Below are 22,848 nucleotides of genomic sequence, written 5' to 3' on the forward strand. Positions count from 1 at the left end.
GAACAGATTTAAGAAGTGGTGAATTGGCGCGGCGGACGCTGCTGCGTGGAGATCGACTGCGCCAGACCACATCCCGCGATCGCCGCGAATAACACTGCAAAGCCCGTTACTTGCACCGAAAAATCGACGCATGAATGCAGGGCTCCGAGCAGAAACACAGCGGCACCCGTGGCTGGCATATAATTGTCACGTCGTCTTGCGAAACTGCCGAAGACCATTCGTCCGAAGAACAGGACGACCAGACCACAGACGAGGATCGTCAAAGGAATGCCGGCGGAGACCAACATCTCGAGTGGAGTGCTGTGCGCCTTGTCCCAGATTCCCTGGCTTCCAAGATCCACTGCCCGGAAAGCAGGAAATGCTGCCTCGAAATTGCCCAGCCCCCAACCGAACAGTTCATGGCCCCTCAACATCTCCAATGACGTTCGATAGACCTCGAGCCGCCGCGGATCTCCCAGCCCGAACATGCCGACGCGGCTGCTTGCGATTCCACCGATCACAAAAAAAGCCATGATGGCAGCGACAGTCACCGTTCCGGAGACCAGCCAGTAGCGCTTCAACTGGTCTCGATATTGCATCAGATGCAGATTGGTCAGGAAGGCGAGACTAAGGAGAGTGAGAACGACGCCGGCACGCGACCCCGTCATGCCGACGGCCGTGAGGCAAGCAAGAAGGCCCGCGCAAAGAACGGCGGGATGATCAACAGGCGAATGCCGAACGTGTCGGGAGCTACGCTTGGCAAACCATGTGTCGGACGACCGTGCCAGCAATTGACCGAGGAACAAGACCGCACAGCAGCCCCAAAAGGCTGCCGCCGTATTTCGATTCACGAACGTTCCCGTGGCGAACGAGAGATAGTACTCCTTGGTCCGCCACAAGAGCCTGGTGGGAGCAAGCAGCTGTGCAGCGATGCCGTAGACAGCATAGGCGAAACCGGCATATGCAGTCGCCTTCAGCAGCGATCTCGCAGCCACTTCGTCCGTTGCGATCAGATAGGCCCGCACGAGCATCAGGGCAAAGAGCAGGCAAGGGCCAAACGCCACCCACGGGGCTGAAGCCGTGACAGAAAGACGATCCGGCAGCGTCAGCCCGGCGAGATTCCGGGCCACGTCCCATGCCGGGTCGGCGAATCCGGCACCGACTCCGGGCCAGATCTGAAAGACCGCCAATGCGCAGGTGAATAGCAGGATGACGACCGTCGAGCCCAAAATCCAGAGATCTGCGCGACACACGCGCGACAGGTCGGCCGTCATCAGACTGACAACCAGGAGCGCGGTCCAAATCCAGCCCCAGATCAGTTCGACCGAGCCGAATGGCAGCGGCGCCACCAAGACAACGAAAAGTGCGATAAACTGAGATATCCGGTGCACAGCAACAGTTTCTACTTGAAGGCCATGCAATCGGCCGTCGGTTGGTTGAGCTCGCCGCGCAGCATGAACAACACCACGTACCACCTTGCGCCCCGGACACTTCTTGTGCCCCAGACACTTCCCTCGTTGAAGACACGAAGTATTTAACGAAAGCCTTCACGATGGATCAACCGACGACGCATCCCGAAGTCCAAAAAGCGACGTCTGCGCTCTGGACGCTTCCGACCCTGGAAGGTCTCGCGGTCATCCTCTATTTCGGGCGCGACGCCTTCGCCGGCGTGGTCCGGTATTACGCAAGCCTTACTCATCTCGACCCGCTGTGGTTCGTCCCGGACGTCTTCGCATTCGCCTGCATCGGCGCCTTCACCTACAGGTACGCCTTCAAGAGAGCGAACGTTCTTGCAATTCTCTTTCTCCTCTATGTGCTGTTTGCCCTGTTCCTGGGCTACGTCTTCCTCGGCGAAGTCAAGGGACTGGCTTCGTCCATCAAGATGATTGCGCCGGCCTTCGTTGGATTCTGCTTCTGCGGCCGCGAGTTCAAGGATCAAAAACTCCTCCTGAGGCTGATCTACTTTCTCTTTTTCGCCTCCATGCTCGGCATCCTCTGGTCTGCCCATACACGCTTGCCGTGGGTCGCCTTTTCGTACGAATCCTTCGGCGCGACACGAACTGCCGCGCGGCTCTGGTGGACCGGCGGCGAAAGCCGCGTCTCCGGGTTCGCCGCCGACAGCACCATGGCGGCCTACTTCGTCTTGATCACCTACGTCTTCACCTCAATTCGAAAAAGCGTGCTGTGGTGCCTGGTGTGGGCCGGACCTGCCTTTTATGCGATCCACCTTTCGACGAACAAGACGGCGATCGGCGTCCTCGCGATCTATCTCGCGGCCCTGATGTTCGTCCGCGCATTCAACGAAAGGCATCGCTTTTCGGCGCTTCGATCGATCACTCTTTGGTCATTTGCGTGCATTCTGATCCCCGGAGCGCTGATGCTGATGTTCAGCGGCACGAACCTCGCGAGTGTCGCAAAGGGCCTCTACAGCCTGCAGGACCGCATCAACAACAGCTGGCAGCTGCCCTTCGTCTACATGAACGACCTCATGCCCCTCGGCTATTTCACGGGCTGCGGATTGGGCTGCTTCAACTACCCCCAGCAGCTGTTTTCGAACAAGGTCAGCTACTACGTGCCCGTGGACAATTTCTACATCGGTACGTATCTGATGTTCGGTCCGGTCTTCGTGCTTTTCATGATCTTCGTCATGCTGGCTGTGGCGAGGACACGGGACATCTACAAGCTCACCGTAGTCTTCGTCATGAACTTCTACACCATTACGGTTCTGGGCTACGGACCCGCCAGTGGCCTCCTGGTCATCACCATGGGCTTCAGCGAGGTGTTCGGCGCGAAACTCAAGTCCCGCCCGTTCAGCGCCGAATCCAATGCGATCGGACGGCAGCCGCTTCTGAGGGCAGCGAGCGGGTGATGAACCTCTCCAGATTGCCCGACGAGCGGGCAGGTCCCGTCACGGCGACATTTCCCGAGGGGGCCCATCGCACCCGTACGACGCAGTTCGAGCCCTCTATTCAAGGCTTGCGCGGCCTCGCCGCGTTGAGCGTACTGCTCGTTCACCTCTATGACATGCCGATGCTGGCAGGATTCCTTCCGGCCGTGCCGTCGTGGCTGAACGCGACCGTGGGAACCTTCGGCCGCGGGGTCGAGGTGTTCTTCATGATCAGCGGCTACCTGATTCCGGCGAGTTTGGTGCGGCACAAGCTGATCTCGAAATTCTTCTACGACCGATGCCTGCGCATCCTGCCGGTGTTCGTCACCTTCCACCTCATCCTGTTCGCCATTGGCCCGCTGGTCGGATACAAATTCTTCAAGGACATCGACGCGCTGAACTATCTGAAGATTTTCTTCGCCAACCTGTTCTTCCTTCCGGACATCCTCAATCTCCCTCTTGGGCAGCAGAACGCCTGGACGCTTACCTATGAGTGGGCCTTCTATATCTGGTTTGCCGTTGCCTTCTATTTCGCTCCGCGCTCGCGGCCAATCACGGCGCTCGTGGTCGTCGCAGGCTGCGCCGCCATGTTCTATTTCCCCATCACCGCTTATTTCCTGATCGGTCTCGTTCTCGGGGCGATCGAACTGCGCATCAGGGCACAGGGCCTGCCCGGGCTGATATTCAGCGTCGCCTGCCTGGCATTGATGTACGCGATGATGGAGTATGTACATCCGTTCGCAGGGTTGATCCCGGCGTTCCTCCTGTTTTCGACCGTGTTGAACCCGGACTCGGCCATCGCGCAGCTGCTGTCGAAGACTGCGCCGCAATTCGTCGGCAAGATCAGCTACAGCCTCTACCTCGTACATCCCTTTGCGCTCTATCCGCTCCAGGTCATCGGGAGCAAACTCGTTGCGCATGGATATTCACCGTGGGCGGTATGGCCGATATTCGTGATCGTCGGCTTGCCCCTCTCATTCGTGGCGTCGACCATTACGTACGAACTGATCGAGGTTCGAATGAGACATGCCGTCGCGGCATTGCTCGGAGACTCCAAGCGAAGATCCCTCGCCGAAGCGCGGAATGACTAGCCGCCCGAATGAAATTCTGGCGGCGGCACTTCTGCAACGTTCGTCGCTCCCTCACCTTTGACAGGCATTGCACGATATGCTTCGCCTTCGCGATCGCGGATGATGACGGTCCTGACAATGCGTATTCCACGAAAACTGGTTGCCCTGACGAATGTCCTCATTCGATCCGCAACGCTTGGGCTCCGTTTCCTACTCTCGTTCTATGTCATCAAATATCTCGGTTACGACGCGGCCGGCGTCTACGGGCTCACGGTCGGCGTGACGGGCATCACGCCGGCGCTGATCGGTTGGGGGCTGAACTATTTCGTAGCCCGCGAGGTGGTCGGCATGTCTCCGTCCCAGGCAGCCTTGCGGATTCGAAATCGCCTGTTCATCACAATCGTCTCGCTGACATTGGCGACGGTGGCGATGATCCTGTTCTCCTTCTTCACGCAACGAACCAGTGCCCCTCTCTTTGTCTTGATCGCCATCCTTGCCTGGCTCGAGACAATTGCGCTCGACTTGCACCTGCCGTTGATCGGCCTGGGCAAGGCCGTGGAAGCGAACGTTCTCGTGTTCATACGTTCCGCCGCCTGGGTCCCCTTCATCGTTGGTCTCGGCCTGGCCTTCCCACAATTCCGCTCGATGGAAGCGCTGCTGTCGGCGTGGATCGTCGCCGACGTGCTGGCGCTCGTCCTGCTCGGCGTCATGGCGCGGCAATGGGGTGTGGGAGGGATAATCAGCTCACAAATCGATTTCGGCTGGATCGTCAACCGGCTTCGACGATCCTGGCACATCTATGTCAGCGACGTCAGCCTCGTGGGATTGATGTACCTCGATCGATATATCGTCGGAATTTTCCTGGGGCTGTCTGCAACCGGCATCTACACCTTCTTCTGGTCGCTCAGCAATTCGTTGCAGACGCTGGTCTCTACAGCTGTCGTCCAAACAGCCCTGCCGACCCTGGTGAAAGCCTTCTCGAGTGAAGATCGCCACGCCTGGAAAAATGCAATCACGATCGAGTTCTACAAGGTGATCTCGATTTCCGTCGGAATGGCACTGGTGATTTTCGCGGCGAGCGAAGTCGCGCTGCACTACATGTCGATGCGGGGCCTGAGCGAACATCACGGCCTCTTCCTGCTGCTTCTTGCCGCTTCCGTTCTGCGTGCGTGTTCGGATCTGGGAAACGTCGCAATGCTGAGCACGCAAAAGGATACTTCGTATGCCGCCATCAATATCATCGGGGTCTTTCTCTCGACCGGCATGACCTGTCTCGGCGTCGCTCTTTATGGCCTCTCTGGCGCAGGCGTGGCGATCTTCACCACTGCGGTCATCCTTCTGCTGATGCGGATCTGGCTGCTTGCGGGCCTGCTTCGGCCCACTGCGTCGCCCGACCCCGGTGACCATGCCTGACGCCGGTCGAACAGCCTTGCGCGGCAAAGGAAAGACCCTAAGCTTGCCGGCAGCCGGTGCCGCATCGCGGAGCAACTCTCCATGACTCAAACGACGAAAATCGCCGACAAGATCAGGGAAGATCTGGCGCATTACGCCCTGCGGGAACACACCGGCGTCAGCGCCGCCTTTGCAGCGCGCATGTTCCTGCTGACCCCGGGATTTCAGTTTGTGCTGGCTTTGCGCATCCAGGAGGCACTGTTTCGGATTCCGCTCGTCGGAAGGCTCCTGCGCCGCATCGCCTGGTGGGCCTCGTGCCTCCTCTTTGGATCAGAGATCGCGATGGCTGCGAGCGTGGATGGAGGACTTTACGTCCCACATCCGTACGGAATCGTCGTCGGCGCCTGCGACATCGGAAAGCGAGTCACATTGCTGCAACACATCACGATCGGCCGAAAGGACCACACGGATCGAGGACGCCCTCGGATCGATGATGGCGCCTCTTTGATGGCAGGCTGCGTCGTGGTTGGAGATATCACGATCGGCAGCGGAGCAACCATCGGCGCCAACTCCGTCGTCCTGAAGGACGTCCCGCCCGATTCCGTGGCGATCGGCGCTCCGGCCAAAATCCTGCGGCGAGCCGACGCTGCGATCGACGCTAAAGACGAATTGCAGGACGCTAAATCGCAGGTCGCTTAGGATTGCGAGACGCGCGGTGCGCGGCTCAACCGGCCTTGGCCGTTGAATTGTCCGCTCCGACGATCCGCGCGGGAGCTCCCGCCGCGCACGCATGATCGGGAACATCGATAAGAACGACGGAATGGGCCGCAACGACGGCATTACGTCCAATCCTGATCCCACCCAGCACCGTTGCGCCAGTATAGATCACCGCTCCGTCTTCGATCGTAGGGTATGCCGCGACGTCCTGCGAAATGCGGCCAAGCGTCACGCCCTGATAGATCGTCACATCGTTCCCGATCACGCTCCCCTCACCTATGACGACGCCAATCGGATGCGGCAGACATAGCCCGGAACCCAGCCGGGCCGTGACTGCAATGTAACATCCATACGACGTGACCGTCCCTCGCCAAACAAGCCGTGACAAAACTCTGGCGATCTTGCCGCCGCGATTCAGCGACATCGCGAGCCGCGCGCGGATGACGACGCAGAAACCAGGCGATGTGACGAGCGCGATCGCCCCTCCCAGCCAACCCTTGCGCCCGGCATTTCGCGAGAGATCTCGCCTCCAAGTGCTCATTCGTAGCCTCATTCTCCTCGTTCGACGGATGCAACGAGTTCCTGGGCGCTCTTAACACGCCGCGACCGGTCACGAGTACCCTGTAGCATCGTCGTTTGCCATGTTTATAGCGTACTTCGTAACCAATCCACGGCGGGTCCCGCTCTTATCATCTCGAACCAAATCGGCAGAAAGCTCCTCGCGCCCTGAGCCAGCCGGCGAATGACCTGCCTGAGATGACTTGCCAGAATTGAGGGCGCCTCTCACCGGCGACGCTTCGGCGAATACGTTCGCGGATCCGACCGGAGCGTTCTAAACGACTCGTTAGTAATCGCACTCCTTCGTCCGACGACGATCTCGGCAGCATGGTTCGCGACAAGCTAACAACGTCCATCCATCGACCACGCTGCCACGCAATTCAGCAGAAGCAAACGAATGCATCCGGAGTTCTACGGAGGAACTGGTCTTTCGTCGCGCGCTGACGGCGAAGCTGATTACGACAAAGGCAATCATCGCGCTGAAGCTGCGCGCCGCCCCCGAGGGCAACGACAACAGTTCCGGTTTCAAGCACGTGACGACACAAATTTTAGATTGTGCAAGCACGAAATATTCCAACTTGCGTGAGACACACCACGAAACACTCACGTTTGGAATGACGTCACGATGGCAACGTCCAGCACCTCCTCCACAATTCTCTCGGCTCAGGCCTTTGTCGCCTCGATCGCCGTCAACGCTCACTCGGCCTATTCGAGCTCATCCGCCTACGCTTCTTACGGCAACTCGAGCTTGATCCTCGACGACTTGCATTATCTCGGCGTCACCACGATCCGTGACGCGCTCCCTACGGATCCGAACGCAACCCCCGTGGTCAACGCTCTCGCCGCCGCCGGCGTGAAGTTCGACTTCGTAGTCTCGTCCGATCTGCCGGCGTCCGGCGCAGCCGGAATTGCGCAATTCATCGCATCGCTAGACGGCTTCGTCGCGAAGTATCCGAACAGCATCGTGGCAATCGAGGGGCTCAACGAAGCAAACATCCAGGCCTTCAGCTACCACGGCAGTTCGTCGATGGCCGCTGCAGCCCAGTTTCAGAAGGACCTCTACACCGCGATCAAGGCCGACGCACATCTCGGCGGTGTCTCCGTTTACAATCTGACCCTGGGCCTGAACGACTCGGCCGCCTACGCCAAGCTCGGCGACCTCTCCAAATACTCCGACTATTCGACGTCCCACGCCTATGTCGCAACGTCGACACCCGAGAACTACGGCATTCAGTATGGCGTCAACGTTGCCGCCAGCAGCTCGCCCGGTAACCCCTCCGTCATCACCGAGACCGGCTACACGACGCTTGCGAGCTACACCGGCCTCGGCGTTGACCAGCTCGTGCAAGCCAAGTCGATCCTGAATTCCCTGGTCGATGCCTTCAGGGACGGCGTCAGCAAGACCTACCTGTACGAGTTGCTCGACCACGGCAGCAGTTCCGACCCGGAGGGACATTTCGGCCTGTTCAACGCCGACGGCACCCCGAAGCTGGCGGCGGTGGCGGTTCACAATCTCACGACCATTCTCGCCGACGACGGGAGCGGCGACCGCACGCCGACGGCGCCGCTCGCCTACACGATCGACAACCTGCCGACGAGCGGCAACAGCATGGTCCTCGCCAAGAGCAACGGCGCGTACGAGCTTGTCGTCTGGGCCGAGCCGCAACTCTGGAACGATTCAAAGGACGCGGAAATCTCCAATCCGACGACGCAGGCGAAGGTCCACCTCGGCAGCGTGCACAAGACTGTCACGGTCTACGATCCGCTGAACACCAGCAAGCCAATCGCGACCTACACCAACGTCCAGGATTTTACGCTTCCCATCAGCGACCACCCGCTCATCATCGAGATCGACGCGCCGACTGCATCGACAACCACGCCGGTCGGCGCAACCGACGTTGTCGCCACCTCGGCGGCGGTCGTGGCCGATCTGTCGGACCTCAATGCGGCCGGAACCGTAAAGTCCATCACGCTGACCGACAGCCACGTCCTGACTGTATCGTCGAAGGCGACGATGGATTACATGATCTCGCACTACGCGGGCGTGCTGTCCACGATCAAGGGCGGATATTCGTTCGCCGTGACGACCTCGGCCTCCACCTGGAGCCTCACCGAAAACTACGACTCGACCGGCAAGCTCACATCGACCGACCAGACAGCCTACCAGAATGGCCTGACCGCGTACGATCTCGTCACCTTTGCCGACGGCACGACCGCAGCCTCGAACTTTGCCAACGGCGTCAAGACGCAGACCACGGTCACGCACCCCGATGGATCCAAGGACGTCACCGTTTACGGGATCACCGGGAAATCCTACGTAACGATGGTCACGTACAGCAACGCATCCGGGGCCGTCGTCGAGAAGACGTATATCGGCGCCGATGGAAGCACGGTCGACGATCGCTTCAATTCTTCCGGTACGCTCGTCTCGGAGACCAGCACCAGCGCGGACGGCTCCTCGAGCACGACGCTGTTCACCAACGGCGTGAAGACGGCGGCCTTCGTCACCAACTCCGATCACAGCAATGACAACTCCTTCTTCAACATCAAGGGCCAGAGCTACGCCTCGGAAGTCCAGCACGTGGATGCAACCGGATCGGTGTCGTCGGTCATCCGCAACTATGCCGACGGAACGCTGGCCTACACCGAGACCCACAACTCGGACGGCACCATCGTCTCGGCAGACTACGACGCGAAAGGCGTGAAGGTCGCGCAGGCAGTGACGCACACCGACGGAACGAAGGACATCTATGCGCTGAATATCCAGCAGAAGTCCTACGCATCCGAACACAGCCATTTCGACGCTGCGGGCAACCTGACGCTGTTCGAACGCTTTCACGCGGATGGAAGTTACGCCGAAAAGTCCACGATGCTGGGCGGCATCAGCATGACCGACACCTATGACGCGAAGGGCACGCTCGTCAGCGAACTGGTCGCTGGCGCCGATGGCTCAACGTCGACGTCGCTGTTCTCCGGCGGCGTCAAGACGAAGATGTATGTCGCCTATGCCGACCACAGCCAGGATAATTACGCCTACAACGTGACCGGCCAGGCCTACGTCAACATCGTGCAACACGTCAGTGCCGCAGGCCAGCTGACCTCCGTCATGCGTACGCATGCCGACGGCTCCCCGGAATACACCCAGGTCCTCGGTGCGGACGGAACCAAGACCAGCACTCAATATGACGCGCATGGGACGAAGCTCGCTCAGACGATCACCCATTCCGACGGCTCGACGATCAGCGACTCGTTCAACGCCGCCGGTCAGCTCACGCAGGACGTCGTCAGGAACGCCGACGGCTCCTCTTCGACGTCCCTGTTCGTGGACGGCGTGAAAACGAAAATGTACGTCCTGAACGCGGATCACAGTCAGGACAACTATGCTTACGGCGTCGTCGGACAATCATACGTCGATATCGTCCAGCACGCGGACGCTGCAGGAACACTCACGTCGGCTACGCGCACCCATGCCGACGGTACGCTCGACTACACGTTTGCGACCGCCTCCGACGGCACCACGACCGCGACATACTATGACGCCAAAGGCGTCATCGGATCCGAGGTCGTTACGCAGACCACCGGAGCCAGGGACGTCTTCACTTTCCTGTCGAGCGGCGTACAGGACAAGGCCTACTCCGCGGCTGGCGTGCTGCAGAAGACGGACCTGCTCAAGACCGACGGCACGCATGTGGAGACCGCAAACGTCGCCGGCGTGACACTTCGGGGCGGGACCGGAAACGACGTGTTTACGTCGGCCGGTTCGACCACCTTCGTGTTTGACCGCGGCAACGACCAGATCCAGAACTTTCACTCGGGAGCGACGGCGGATCACGATGTCATCGAGATTTCCCGGTCGCTGGCTGCAGACTACAGCCATCTGAGCATCACCCAGGCTGGAGCCGACGCGCTGGTTCATCCGGACGACGCTGGATCGATCCTGCTCTCGCACGTCAATGCAGCTCAGCTGACGCACGACAACTTCCTGTTCGTGTGAGCTGACTGCGGCGCAGGCTTCGTCTGCACTTTCGGCGGCGCCCACCCACCGCGAGGCACCCATATCCGCATTGCGGGCAAAATATGGGCGCCGTCTGCCGCGAGACGACGCACCGTGGCTTGCCCGCCCACGAAAATTTGGCCAGGGGCGAGAAAAGCAGATCACGGAAAATCCATCGCGGCCATGAATTGCCACAAATTTCAATTTTGGTTGGGCCTGACAACAAGAGGTTCGCGCTATCGCCTTGCGTGTGAACGCAAATGCGGAATATGGTCGGAACCTGAGTGTTATGTGGATTAGTATGTCTCTATCAAGCCACTTTTCGAATGACGCATGAATTCTCGGGGCTGAGAATAGTCCATGTTGCCGAAACGGTTCGTGGTGGAATCGCGACCTATTTCAACGAACTGCACTCCCTTCAATGCCAGACCTTCGGCCAGGAGAACGTGCATTATCTCGTTCCATCGGATCATAGGGACGATCTGATCGGAATCTCCGACGCGAACATCGTCCCTTTCGATCGCTCGGGCCGCAACTTGACCAGCCTGATGCGGCTCGCTCTGGAGACGATGCAACAAGTCCGCGCCACTCGACCGGACATCGTGCACGTTCATTCCACGCTTGCTGGCATAATCGTGCGCATCATGTTGATGCTCGTCCGGAAACGGCCCGCGGTGGTCTACTGTCCTCACGGCTGGGCCTTCTCGCGCGACACGTCTTGGTTGAGCAATTATGTCGCAAAGCTGGCGGAATGGTCGCTCGCCAAAGTCACAGACCGGATCATTTGCATATCGAGGAACGAATTCGCCGCCGCGCGCGAGGCCGGCATCCCGGAGGAGAAACTCAATCTCGTTCTCAGCGGCATGCGCAATGAGCGCCTGAGTGCCGATCCCAGGACACTTAACTGGAACACGCCGAAGCTGAAGGTGCTTTTCATCGGGCGCCTCGATCGCCAGAAGGGCTATGACTTCCTCATCGAGGCCGCCGAGGAACTCGATAGCACGATCGACGTCCGAATGATCGGATCGGCAGTCGTCAGCGAGGAAGGCGATCACACCCTGCCTCCAAACGTTACACTGCTCGGCTGGCTTGCACGCACGAGCATCGAGGCGCAGCTCAACCTGGCGGACATTGTCGTCATTCCGTCACGTTGGGAGGCATTCGGCTTTGTCGCGATCGAAGCGATGCGGGCGCACAAGCCAATTTTGGCATTTCGCGCAGGAGCCCTGCCTGAAATCGTCGAGAACGGAACCACGGGATTGATTTGCGATCCCGTTGGGCCCCAGGCCCTCGTGATGGGATTGAAAGAAGCTGCGCGAATTGATCTGCCGGCGCTTGGAGAGGCCGGCTATCAGCGTTTCATTTCCATGTTCAGCGTCAATCGAACGCATGAACAGCTGCTCAAGGTTTATGCAAACGTGCTGAGGTTAACCTCGAAACGACTGCCAAAATTGGCGCTCTGATAAGCACGTGGCTCAAAAGCAACAACGCTGGTCGAATCTTCTTGGTCGGGATGACCGAGCGTTGGTCCGTATTCTCGCACCTGCTAAGAAGTATTTGGGCGGGAATTCAGAGTAGGATGCGCTTTGTTACAGTCATTTCTAAGAGTATCACCCGCGCTTCTTGTCTCGACCCTCTGTCTTGCAGGCTGCGGAGGAATCACGCCGCAAGATGCACCCAACAGCGCCGCGATCGTTACCAATGCAGCGCTGACGACGGCACCGAGCCCGCCGCTCCCATACGCCGTGCTTGCCGTTGATCCTGCGATCCTGAAGTGGGCAAATTCCGTCAGCGATCGCGGCGGCGGCTCGTTCAGCAAGTTGCCGGGCGGCAACTACAAGGACATCACGATCGGCGTGGGCGACATCGTCGCTGTAACGATCTTCGAGGCGCAGTCCGGCGGATTGTTCATTCCCCGGGAAGCCAGCGTAAGACCGGGCAACTTCGTTGACGTACCTCGTCAGCAGGTCGATCAGTCCGGAAACATCACAATTCCGTATGCGGGCTCAATCAAGGTCGCCGGGCTCACCGCCCGCGCCGTCGGCGATATCATACGAGAGCGCATCAAGAACCGCGCCATCGATCCGCAGGCCGTCGTCTCGGTCGTCGAACAGCGCGGAAATCAAATCAGCGTCCTCGGCGAAGCCAATGCACCGCTGCGGTTCCCGGTCGATCCAGGCGGCATTCGCGTTCTCGGGGCAATCGCGCGCGCTGGCGGCCCGAAAAATCCTGCATGGGAAACGAAGGTCAGAATCAAGCGCGGAGGCCGAACCTTCGTCGAGTCGATGAGCTCGATCGTCCGGCATCCCGAGGAAGACGCCTTCCTTGCGCCAGGAGACGTCGTCTATCTGTCGCGCGAACCCCGGATTTTCATGGTGTTCGGCTCGACACCGTCGCCCGGCTCCATCGGCGGAACGAACAATCGCAGGTTCACGTTCGAAAACGACACGATGACCCTCGCCGAAGCGATCGCAAAGGCGGGCGGCCTGGATGGAACCCGGGCAAACTCACCGTCGGTTTACGTCTTGCGGCTTGAGCCCAAAAACCTCCTGAAGTCGGCAGGCATCGATGTCGAGCGCTTCAAGGGCGAACTGGTGCCCACCGTGTACAATTTCGACTGGAGCAAGCCGGACGGAATGTTCTTTGCCGACTCGTTCCAGATCCGGGATCATGACGCCATCGTCGTATCGGAATCTCCGAGCACCGAGTTGCTCAAATTCTTCAGTCTGATGATCGCCGGAACCGATACGGCTGTGAACATCCAGACACTGACGCGATAACCGCGGTTCACGCTGGATGAAACCGGCACGCAGCGCTGCAATTTGCAGCGCTGCCCATCACTGCAACATCTCCTGAGTTGTTCGCGGCCCTCGCTGCAGCGGTTTCGTTTTGACTTGGATGTATGCCGGGTATTTGGCCTGGATACTGCAAGATGGCTGGCGCGCGTCATAAAAACGCGCCGTGTCAGCGGCTAAACGAGCCAGATTCCTGGTCATTTGGAGCTTGAGAGTATGCGCATTTTGGTCGTCTCGGCCATGTTCCCTCCGAACGTGCTCGGCGGTGCTGAAATTTCCGCATTCAACCTCTCATCCTGGCTCCAGAAGCAGGGACATGAAATCGGCGTACTCACGGCAGCAAAATCGCCTTCGGAGGAGAAGTTCGGCGAGATCGTCGACGGCATGAAAATCTGGAGCATCTACATGCCGCGCCCATACCCGATCTTCGCGCAAGGCGCGGTCGAGCAAAAATATCTCAAACCCATCTGGCATCTGCAGGACCACCTCGATCCGCGCAACCGAAGCACGGTCGCCAAGGTCCTCGAGGAATTCAGACCTGATTTCTGCAACGTGCATTATCTCACCGGGATCGGCCACAATGTGCTTTCCGAACTCGGCAAGCGCGACATTCCCGTGATGTACGTGATGCCTGACCTCGCGCTGTCCTGCGTGCGCCTGACCATGTTTCGCGACGGAAAGACCTGCGAACGACAATGTTCGCCGTGCAAGGCATCGGCGGCCTTCAAGCGCAGCGACTTCCGCTCGGTTCGACGTATCGGGTTTTGCGCGCCGTCGCGCGCAAATCTGGAACGCAATGCCCGCTTCCAGGCGCTCGACGCCTATCCGACCGCTCATATCCTGAACGCGAACAAGTATCCGGCGCCGTCGGTGACGAGGACGGCATCCGCCACGGTGCGCTTCATCTACGTTGGGCGTCTCCACGCGGCCAAGGGCGTCGACATGCTGATACAGGCCGCCGATATGATTCACGATCTGGATTATTCTCTCACGATCGTCGGCGGCGGCGCGGAGGAGGAAACTTTACGGCAGAAATACGGTCATCGCCCACGCATCGAATTCACGGGACACGTGCCGCTCCAGGAGGCGATCAATCGCATCGCCGGCAGCGACGTCCTCTGCATTCCGTCCATATGGCTGGAAAATTCTCCCGGCGTCGTCATCCAGGCACTCGGCATGGGCGTCCCCGTCATTGGCAGCGAGGTCGGAGGCATCCCCGAGCTGGTCCAACACGACGAGACGGGCCTGCTCGTCGCGCCGGGAGACATCGCTGCATGGAGCAACGCCCTCAAGCTGCTCGTCGTGGACCGCGAGCGCCTCAACAAATTTCAGCGCAACGCGACGAGCCGCGCCAATGAATTCGACCAGGATTTCATCGGCAAGCGCTATGCCGCATTCATGGATCGGATCGTGAATTCTGGCGGCCGACCGGCGCAGTGACGTGGAAGCGACATCTCAAATGACATTTCGGACCACCTGCGTCGCAAAGTTCATTGCGGCGACCTTGGCGACCATGAGCCTCGCTCCCCTCCTCACACGACCAGTGATGGCAGAGACGAAGATGGTCGTTTTTGCCCATCGGGATGCACCTGCGACGACACCCAGACCAATCTATGGTGCCAATATCCACTATGGCTTGCGACGCACGCTCGGCTACAACTCGGTTGCCCAGGGCATCAAGCAGCTGAACGACATCGGCGCGGTCTCTTTCCGCGACTATCTGCCCTGGCAATCGTTCGATTTCAGGACGGGAGCTCCGTCTCTCGTCTACTCCGAGCGATTGATGAGCTTTCTTCCACAGGCGCGGTTCAAGCCGCTCCTCAACCTCGGTGGCGCCAACAGTCAGGTTCCGGGCGGCGTCCCTCCCGTCTCCGAAGAAGGCCTGCAATACTTCGATCGCTATCTTGCGGCAGTCGTCGACGCCACAAGACAGTACGACCCGATCTACGAAATATGGAATGAATGGAATATGTACATCGGCACGGGACCTCGCATGCCGCGCTTGCAGGGCGCCGGCGAGGCGAGTGATCCGCGAGCCGCGGTTCACTATGCGCGCATTGCGCGAGCCGCAGTCGATACGATCAAGAAGGCAAACCCTCATGCAACAGTGATCGTGGGTGCCGTCGGCGACGACACGGACTGGGTATGGGCACAAGCCATCACGCGGTATGGCGCGCTCGATCACGCCGACGGCCTGTCGGTTCACCTCTACAACCAATGCGCGAGACTGGTATCCGATCGAACGGCCAAGGAGATGATCGTTCGCCTGGAAAAGCTGCAGAACGCGCTCAAAACGATCAGGAATGGTCAGCAGACTCCCATTTATGTCACCGAGTTCGGCTGGCCGACCTCGCAAGGCAATTGCGGCATGCCGCTGGATGTTTCCGCTTACAATTTCGCCCACTTCGTCCTGCAGAGCGCCACGTTGCCATGGCTCAAGGGAGCGTGGATGCACGAACTGAAGAATATCGGGCCGGATCCGGTGGACCGCGAAAACAACTATGGCCTTTTCACATTCGACGATCAGCCGAAGCCCGCCGCCTGCTTCATGCGCGAGGCCATAGACCTGGTCAAATCGGCCAAGCTGCTGGAATTGCGCGAGCCGTTCCCTGATGTCTTCGTGCTACGGGCCATCACGGCGAGGGGACAGACAGTCGCGCTCTGGACGTCAGGCCCCTTCAAGCGCGCGAATTACAGGTTCGACGTTCCGGCGACACACGCCCGTATGATGTGCGGCGACACAATACCGACAAGCCAGCCTGCCAGTCTGGGAGCGCAGCCCGTCGTCTACGAATTTGACCAAGGCGCTCAAATCACCGTAGCCGTGGATACGGGAGCACTGCCCGCTCCAGGGACGAAATGAAGCGCGTGACCGAGCCCTGAAGCGAGTTCCGATGCTGTTGTACTGCAAGACACTGATCTCAGAGCTGCGCAAGAAGAAGCGCGGCGCTGCTCGACTGTGGTTCATCGGCCCGATGCCACCTCCCCTGCACGGGCAATCCGTCTACAACACGGCGCTGTTGGAATTCTTGCGCCCCTATCGCGTGCCGACGTGCCTGCCGCTGGGCGGAACCAGATCAGAGAAAATTGCTGGCGCGCTGCTGCTGCCGTTGATCATACTGCTCTTCGCCCGGCGCGAAGACGACGTCTATACATCGCCGCCCGGCCAGGGTGGCGTCTGGGCATTTCTGCTCACGGTCGCAGCACTGCGCCTTCGCCATCTCGACCACTACGTACATCACCATTCCTTTCGGCCGATCAATCAGTCTCCGGCGCTGTCCGCAAGGCTGCTGGCGGGCGTAGGCAGCAAGTACCAGCACCATATTTTCCTATCGGAGGGAATGAGAGAACGATATGCGGCGCTTTATCTGAGCGGCCCGCAACAATCTCAGAGCCTTGTGCTCCCCAATTCCTTCCTGTTTTACGAGCCCTTAGACCGTATGCCCGAACGCTCGGGGCCGGTCACGCTGGGACACCTGAGCGTGATCACCCGCGAGAAGGGCATTGTCTACCTGATGGAGCTTGCCGATCGGATGTTTCAGGTTCGAAGCGATTTCCGTTTGGTGCTGGCTGGTCCGGTTCGTGACCCTTCCCTGAAGGACGAGATTCTCGCATTTTGCGCGCGGCACCCCGACAAGGCTGCATATCTGGGGCCGGTTTACGGCCCGGACAAAGCAGCCTTCTATCGCTCCATCGACATCTTTGTTCTTCCATCGCGTCTGCTCGACGAGGCCGACCCTCTCGTCTTGCTCGAATCCTACAGCAGCGGCTGCGACGTCGTGGCTTCGAGCACCGGCTGCATTCCCGAGCGGATTCGTTCGGGAGACAGGCTACTGTCCTTCGTTCCGAACGACGACTGCGCCCTGATGGGTCGCATCATCGATCAATGCAACGTGGACAGAGGAGACGTTTCCTCGATGTGCGTGACGCACGCCCGGCGCCTCTATGCGGACGCGCGACAGGCAGCCGTCCGATTCTTTGGAGCATTGTCGATCTCGATTCCGGTCAACGCTTTCCCCGACAGATCCGACAAAGCTCAAAAGTTGTGATCATGTCCCGCGCCCGCCCAATTTGCCCGACGCCGCCGACATGGCACATGCGCGCCAAACCGAAAGCCGATCGTGCAAGAACGATCTGCATCAAATTCATGCAGAAGATGACACTAAAAGAGACGCCTCGCGACGGCGTTTGTTGCATGGTGTTCCAGGGAATTATGATATGAGCCGTGACCTGAAGCCATGGAAGGCAGAGCACTGATGACCGGCATCGCAATTTGCCGGAACGTCAGCATGATGTGCCCATCCACTCTGGATTGTTCCGCCTGGATCGACGATTTGCCACAGTTCTCACGCCGCAGGATTTTCGCTCAATGAGCTGCCCGAGTAAGCTCCAGGCGGTCATCGTCAACTTCAGAACTCCCCAACTGACCATCCGCTGCATACAGTCGATGCTGGAGCATCGCGTGGTGGATCGGGATGGCGTGCTTGTCGTCGACAATTGTTCCGGAGACAATTCGCTCGAGGAAATTCGCAAGGCTCTACCCGACATCAGGACGATCGCCACCGACCGCAACGGCGGGTTTGGCGCCGGCGTCAATCTGGGCGTGGCGAAGACGACTGCCGACTATCTTCTGATCCTCAACCCAGACACTTACTTCGAATTCAACAGCGTCGCGGCCGTCGTCGACTACATGGAGCGGCATCCCGAAACCGCGCTGGTCGGGATGGATCTCGTCAATCCCGACGGCAGCCGGCAGTATTCGGCTCGCCGCTTCTACTCGGTGTTCGACGTCCTCGCCCGGCGCGTGGACTGGATCGGGTCGATGGTGCCGCAACGTGGCAAGAAGCATCTGATGATGGACGCCTGGGACACCGGGGAGCCGTTCGACGCGGAATGGGTCATGGGCACCGGGTTTGTCGTCCGACGCTCCGCATTCGAGCAAATCGAGGGAATGGACGAGAGCTATTTCCTGTACATGGAGGATGTTGATCTCTGTGCCCGCCTCTGGCGCGCGGGACACAAGATCAAGGGCATGCCGGGAGCCAAGCTGGTGCATGACCATCAGCGGTCAAGCGCCGCCGGTCCTCTTACGTTTGCCGGCCGGACGCACATTCACAGCCTGCTTCTTTTCAGGTCGCGATTTTCGGTTCCGCTATTCCGGCCACCGGGCGTCGGCAAGATCGTCAAGCGAAAGGCTCAGCATTGAGTGGTCGGCCTCTTCACGCCGCCATTTGACCGGGGAAGCGATCCTTCATGACGTCACAACTTCCGCAAAAAGAAGCTCCGGTGCCGCGACAGGGACAGCTTTTGCAGCTGAACTGGATCCGGGCCGTCGCGGCGCTGCTCGTGGTCGCCTACCACTGCGAAGTGACCATGATCTTGCCGAAATACTTCGGCGTCAGCACGTTTCCGTTGTTCAAGGCCGGCCATTCGGGCGTTCAGCTGTTCTTTGTTCTGAGCGGCTTCGTCATCTACCTGGCGCATCATCGCGACTCCGAAGGCAACGGGAGCATGGTCGCCCGCTTCTTGACGAAGCGATTCCGTCGCATCTATCCATCGCTTTGGATCGTACTCGTTCCCCTGATCGTCCTGTCATTTCTCGGCTTTGCGACGAGGGTGCCGGACAGCGCCGACGTCGTCTTGTCGCTCCTGATCTTGCCGGTGAAGGAAGAGGTGATCCTGGCTACGGAGTGGACGCTTCGCCACGAAATCCTCTTTTACGCCCTGTTCGCGTGCTTTCTCTGGAACAGGAAGATCGGGTTCTGGCTTCTGGTGACATGGGGCTTCATCGGCCTCCCCCTCGCCCTGTTCGGCGACAAGGGCTGGCTGATCGACTTCATCTTCAACAACAATCACGTGCTGTTTCTATGCGGGGTCGGCATCGCATGGCTCTACATACGTGGACATTCTGCCGGTGGCCCCTACTTTCTCCTCGCAGGGCTGATCGTTTTCGCTGTCACCTTCTACTTCGCGATGTCGAAACAGATTCCTCCAAACGGCGAACTCCTCTTATTTGGGCTCGGCGCAGCAGGAATTATCCACGGCGCGTGCTCCATGCCGTCCCTCAACCGGAAAATCGCTCCGTTGGAGGAGGCCGGGGCCGCGTCGTACGCGCTCTATCTCATTCATTATCCGCTGATCTCGCTGCTTGCGAAGATCGCGGTCAAGCTCAACGCAACGATCGCGGCGCCGCGCGCTCTGTATTTTGTGACCATCATCGCGATCTGTCAGATGGCGGCCATCGTTTTCCATCGCCTGATTGAAGCCCCTCTGATGAAGGCCGCCTGGATGCAGCGGCTGTTCCTCTCCACCGGGACCACGACGATCGCGTCGGGCTTTCAAGGCGCATCTCGGGATATTGCCGACCGTAACGTGCCAGCGCCCTCGTCGGACTAGATCGAGTTGACCATCGCCAGCGCGGAAGAGATCCACGTATACCGCGATCTCTGCGTTGCCTGACGCATGATTTCGGCGTCAGACAGCGCTCCCTTCTCGATCCGCTCCCGCATCAGACGAGCCAGATGTTCGGGATCAGTCGGGCTGCAATACTCGGCCGCATCTCCGCATACCTCGCGCAACACCGCGATATCCGACACGATCACGGGACACCCGAACACCATGGCCTCCAGCGGAGGCACGCCAAACCCCTCGTACAGGCTTGGGAAGATCAGCGCGGTTGCATGGCGATACAAGGCCGCCATGGACGCGTCCGAGATATGCCCCGCGGGGATCACACGATCATCGCCAGTTGCATCGCTGCGGCCGAAAACCCGCTCGTTGGCGGCGCCCACGATCACCAGGGGGTAATCGCTGGGGAGAGATCTTATAGCCCGGGTGACGAGGTCGATGTTCTTGTTTCGCTTGTTGGAGCCGATCGCCAGAAAATATCGACCCGGCACCAGGTTGAGCCTCTGCAAGATCGCATCGTCAGCCGGAATGCCTGCAAGATGCTCGGCGCTGTTCGAGCAAACGGCGATGTCGCGGGCCGGAATCTTCAGGACTTCGGAGAGCTCCCGTTGCGAGAAATGCGACACCGTCATGATGCGCGCGGTGCTGGCGTAAAGCCATCCGAGACAACGGTGAAATTGCCCATAGCTGCGGCTGAAGAACTCGGGATGCCGAAAGACCTGCGCGTCGTGAAGCACGATATGATGCCGACGATGCAGCACGGGCCCGGAATTGGCGAGGCTGATGAGCGTGCCGCTCCGCGCGGCCGAAGCCAGATCGATCTGGTCCCAGGCGTGCCCCGTCCGCTTTCCGATCTTCGCGATGCGGATGTGCTTCAGCGAAAGGCGATCCTCCGCATTCGGCGGCGCAAGGAGCGTCCAGGTCGCACCAGCGAGGCGCTCAGGCAATTGCTGCCGGTCAATCAGTTGATCGATCGCCTTGACAATCTCCGCGGCAAATCGCTGGACACCGCTGACGGGCTGCGACAGAAAGCGACCGTTTATGAAAACATCAGGCATGCGGGTTGTGGCTTCGCAGGGTCTACGGCAGCTTCGAGCGGCTCAGAACCATGAGAGACCATCCGCCGACGAGCCGGACCGTGGCGTCGGGGGCAGCGAGAAACGCCAGGCGTCGCGGCCATGCAGCCAACCGCTTCTTCCAGGTCTTGTACGACTGATCGATCGCCCAGGCCGTGTAGAAAGAGTCGATCGTCTCCAGGCCCGATTCCGCAATCAGGGACAGCGCGCTGTCCCGCGAGAAATAGTGGATATGCCCCAGCGTGCGACGGGCAGCCGGCAGCACCCAGCCGCGGCCGACTGCTAGGGCGCTCATGTCGAGCGGCACATGGATGACTTGCCAACGCGACATCCTTCCCATCGCCCGGAGGAATTCGAAAGGATTCTCGACATGTTCCGCCACGTCGATCGCCATCGCCAGATCGAATTGCTTGCCGCTCTGAAACGCATCCTCCATGCTGAAGCCCAGATTGTCCGACGCTCGTTTGAGGGACAGTTCGTGAGCGTAGGGCGAGACCTCAAAGCCTTCGAATCTCGATTGCTGATATTGCCTGGACAGGATTTCGACGATTGCACCCGTCCCGCAGCCGATGTCGGCGAGCGTCCGCCACTGGAGGCGGTTGCGATCGAGAATCGTGCGGATATGCGCGGCCTTCCACGGCGCATCTTCCTCGTGCCAATCCGGATTGTCGACGGCGTAGTCGTCCTGTCTGTACCGGCTCGTTGCGTCGGGGGCCGGCTGTTCCATCGAGGAAGAATTCATGCAGGCTGCGCCCTCACGCTCTCGTAGAAGGCAACGACCCGCCGCCCCAAAGTGTCCTGATTGAACTCTTGCATGGCCGCGCCGGCGCTGTCCTTGTACGCCTCGAGGCGCTCCGGATGATCGAGAACGCTTTCGATCGCCGCACCCCAGGCTCTTACATCGCCAGCCTCCACAAGGATACCATTTTTCTCGTGCATCACGAGTTCAGGTATTCCGCCGGCGTTGCTTCCCATGACGGGAAGGCCCTGTCCGAGCGCTTCGATGATCACTCCTGGCGAGTTTTCGAACCATATGGACGGCACGAAAAGGAGGTCGCTTTGAGCCATGCGATTGGCGACTTCCTGCACCGGCACATGCCCTGCGAATTCGATCCAGCGATGATGGCCAAAGCGCCGCTTGAGATCGTCTTCGCTAGGGCCCGTGCCCACCAGCGTCAGCATGAACTCGTGGCGTGCCGACAACGGCTCGAGGGCCTCAAGGAGAACGTACAGCCCTTTCGATTCATGCAGACGTCCGACATACAGGAAACGGACAGTCTTCGATGCACCTTTCTCGACGGTCGGGTGCGGTGATTTATTGGGATTGAGGATATGAGCCTGAGGCCAGGCCTGAATCGGTTGAAACGCCGCCAGCCTGCGAAGAATCGCGAGCGAAGGCGACACGAATCCCAGCCGCGGGACCGAGCGGAGAAAGGCAAGCTTCGCTCTCGACGAAAACGCGCAAGGTGGGCATAGGCGCTCGCACTCCCGGCCGGACTTGAACATCGCCATCTTCACGCAAGCGAGGCTGAGGTCGTGAAGCGTCAAGACGACGGGAATGTTGCGGGCACCTATCACGCGAAGGGTATTCCAGCCGACACCCTGCAGGACGTGAATGTTGACGACATCGGGAACAAATTCGTCGAGGACCTGGCGCATGACCCGGTCGTTGCGAGGATCAAAATGGTCTTGAAGATGCCAGATTGATTTCTGTAAACCGGCTTTTTGTGCAGCTTCAAACACCTGATACGGCCGAGGCATGTGAATGCGCCAGACTTTGAGTCCGTCAACGATCGTCCCCCTCACCTCGTCCGTCGGGGACGGTGACGTGGTCAGGATCGCGACCTCATGACCGTTCGCATGGAGCCATGCAGCCAGATTGCGCGCGGAAAGTTCAGCTCCACCCTGGATAAAGGGCGGAAAGAAAGCTGAAACGATGAGAATTCGCATCTACGTTCGTTACCTGACACAA

Annotated in this window: 17 protein-coding genes; 12 read left to right on the forward strand and 5 right to left on the reverse strand. The window is 59.5% G+C overall.

What is annotated here, in order from left to right:
* Window positions 1-8: 8 nt before the first annotated feature.
* Window positions 9-1,370 (reverse strand): O-antigen ligase, encoded by a 1,362-nt coding sequence (locus XH90_RS27675; RefSeq protein ID WP_210348703.1) that lies wholly within the window; start codon window positions 1,368-1,370, stop codon window positions 9-11.
* Between the two features lie 41 nt (window positions 1,371-1,411).
* On the opposite strand from XH90_RS27675, the gene XH90_RS27680 reads away from it, so the two are divergent.
* From XH90_RS27680 to epsC, 4 genes are all read left to right on the forward strand, one after another.
* Window positions 1,412-2,848 carry a hypothetical protein gene (locus XH90_RS27680; protein WP_246755603.1) on the forward strand — a complete coding sequence of 479 codons (1,437 nt, stop codon included), beginning with the start codon at window positions 1,412-1,414 and terminating at the stop codon, window positions 2,846-2,848.
* Window positions 2,848-3,957: an acyltransferase gene (locus tag XH90_RS27685; RefSeq protein ID WP_194477457.1), complete on the forward strand. Its 1,110-nt coding sequence runs from the start codon at window positions 2,848-2,850 to the stop codon at window positions 3,955-3,957. The genes XH90_RS27680 and XH90_RS27685 overlap by 1 nt, the downstream gene beginning before the upstream one ends.
* Window positions 3,958-4,056: 99 nt before the next feature.
* Window positions 4,057-5,349: a lipopolysaccharide biosynthesis protein gene (locus XH90_RS27690; RefSeq protein ID WP_194477458.1), complete on the forward strand. Its 1,293-nt coding sequence runs from the start codon at window positions 4,057-4,059 to the stop codon at window positions 5,347-5,349.
* Between the two features lie 81 nt (window positions 5,350-5,430).
* On the forward strand, window positions 5,431-6,027 hold the full coding sequence (gene epsC, locus XH90_RS39705) for a serine O-acetyltransferase EpsC (RefSeq protein ID WP_305853143.1): 597 nt from the start codon (window positions 5,431-5,433) through the stop codon (window positions 6,025-6,027).
* A 25-nt stretch (window positions 6,028-6,052) separates the two neighbouring features.
* Here epsC and XH90_RS27700 read toward each other — a convergent pair whose 3' ends face one another.
* Window positions 6,053-6,586: a serine O-acetyltransferase gene (locus XH90_RS27700; protein ID WP_194477460.1), complete on the reverse strand. Its 534-nt coding sequence runs from the start codon at window positions 6,584-6,586 to the stop codon at window positions 6,053-6,055.
* A 642-nt stretch (window positions 6,587-7,228) separates the two neighbouring features.
* Between XH90_RS27700 and XH90_RS27705 the strand changes: the two genes are divergently transcribed.
* The 8 genes from XH90_RS27705 (at window position 7,229) to XH90_RS27740 (ending at window position 19,788) form a co-directional block, all read left to right on the forward strand.
* Complete coding sequence (locus tag XH90_RS27705; protein WP_194477461.1) at window positions 7,229-10,597, forward strand: RHS repeat protein; 3,369 nt, start codon at window positions 7,229-7,231, stop codon at window positions 10,595-10,597.
* 326 nt (window positions 10,598-10,923) lie between these two features.
* Entirely contained in the window at window positions 10,924-12,060 is a 1,137-nt protein-coding gene (locus tag XH90_RS27710) for a glycosyltransferase family 4 protein (protein WP_194477462.1), read from the forward strand.
* Between the two features lie 357 nt (window positions 12,061-12,417).
* A complete protein-coding gene (locus XH90_RS27715) occupies window positions 12,418-13,377 on the forward strand; it encodes a polysaccharide biosynthesis/export family protein (protein WP_246755604.1) in 960 nt (319 codons plus the stop codon).
* Window positions 13,378-13,608: 231 nt separating this feature from the next.
* The gene (locus XH90_RS27720; protein WP_194477464.1) at window positions 13,609-14,832 is read left to right on the forward strand and encodes a glycosyltransferase; all 1,224 of its coding nucleotides are present in this window, start codon (window positions 13,609-13,611) and stop codon (window positions 14,830-14,832) included.
* A 106-nt stretch (window positions 14,833-14,938) separates the two neighbouring features.
* Complete coding sequence (locus XH90_RS27725; RefSeq protein ID WP_194477465.1) at window positions 14,939-16,255, forward strand: cellulase family glycosylhydrolase; 1,317 nt, start codon at window positions 14,939-14,941, stop codon at window positions 16,253-16,255.
* A gap of 31 nt (window positions 16,256-16,286) precedes the next feature.
* The gene (locus tag XH90_RS27730; protein WP_194477466.1) at window positions 16,287-17,441 is read left to right on the forward strand and encodes a glycosyltransferase family 4 protein; all 1,155 of its coding nucleotides are present in this window, start codon (window positions 16,287-16,289) and stop codon (window positions 17,439-17,441) included.
* 224 nt (window positions 17,442-17,665) lie between these two features.
* Window positions 17,666-18,598 carry a glycosyltransferase family 2 protein gene (locus XH90_RS27735; protein WP_210348704.1) on the forward strand — a complete coding sequence of 311 codons (933 nt, stop codon included), beginning with the start codon at window positions 17,666-17,668 and terminating at the stop codon, window positions 18,596-18,598.
* Window positions 18,599-18,645: 47 nt separating this feature from the next.
* Entirely contained in the window at window positions 18,646-19,788 is a 1,143-nt protein-coding gene (locus XH90_RS27740) for an acyltransferase (RefSeq protein ID WP_194477467.1), read from the forward strand.
* On the opposite strand, the gene XH90_RS27745 is transcribed toward XH90_RS27740, so the two are convergent.
* Genes XH90_RS27745 through XH90_RS27755 form a run of 3 tightly spaced genes read right to left on the reverse strand, consistent with a single transcriptional unit; the run spans window position 19,785 to window position 22,826 of the window.
* Window positions 19,785-20,858, reverse strand: a complete 1,074-nt coding sequence (locus XH90_RS27745) for a glycosyltransferase family 1 protein (protein ID WP_194477468.1) — start codon at window positions 20,856-20,858, stop codon at window positions 19,785-19,787. The genes XH90_RS27740 and XH90_RS27745 overlap by 4 nt on opposite strands.
* 22 nt (window positions 20,859-20,880) lie before the next feature.
* Entirely contained in the window at window positions 20,881-21,603 is a 723-nt protein-coding gene (locus XH90_RS27750; protein WP_194477469.1) for a bifunctional 2-polyprenyl-6-hydroxyphenol methylase/3-demethylubiquinol 3-O-methyltransferase UbiG, read from the reverse strand.
* A gap of 11 nt (window positions 21,604-21,614) precedes the next feature.
* Window positions 21,615-22,826, reverse strand: coding sequence for a glycosyltransferase family 4 protein (locus XH90_RS27755; RefSeq protein ID WP_194477470.1), 1,212 nt, complete (start codon window positions 22,824-22,826; stop codon window positions 21,615-21,617).
* Window positions 22,827-22,848: the final 22 nt, after the last annotated feature.

Origin of the sequence: Bradyrhizobium sp. CCBAU 53338, from assembly GCF_015291665.1 — a bacterium.
Taxonomy (GTDB): Bacteria; Pseudomonadota; Alphaproteobacteria; order Rhizobiales; family Xanthobacteraceae; genus Bradyrhizobium.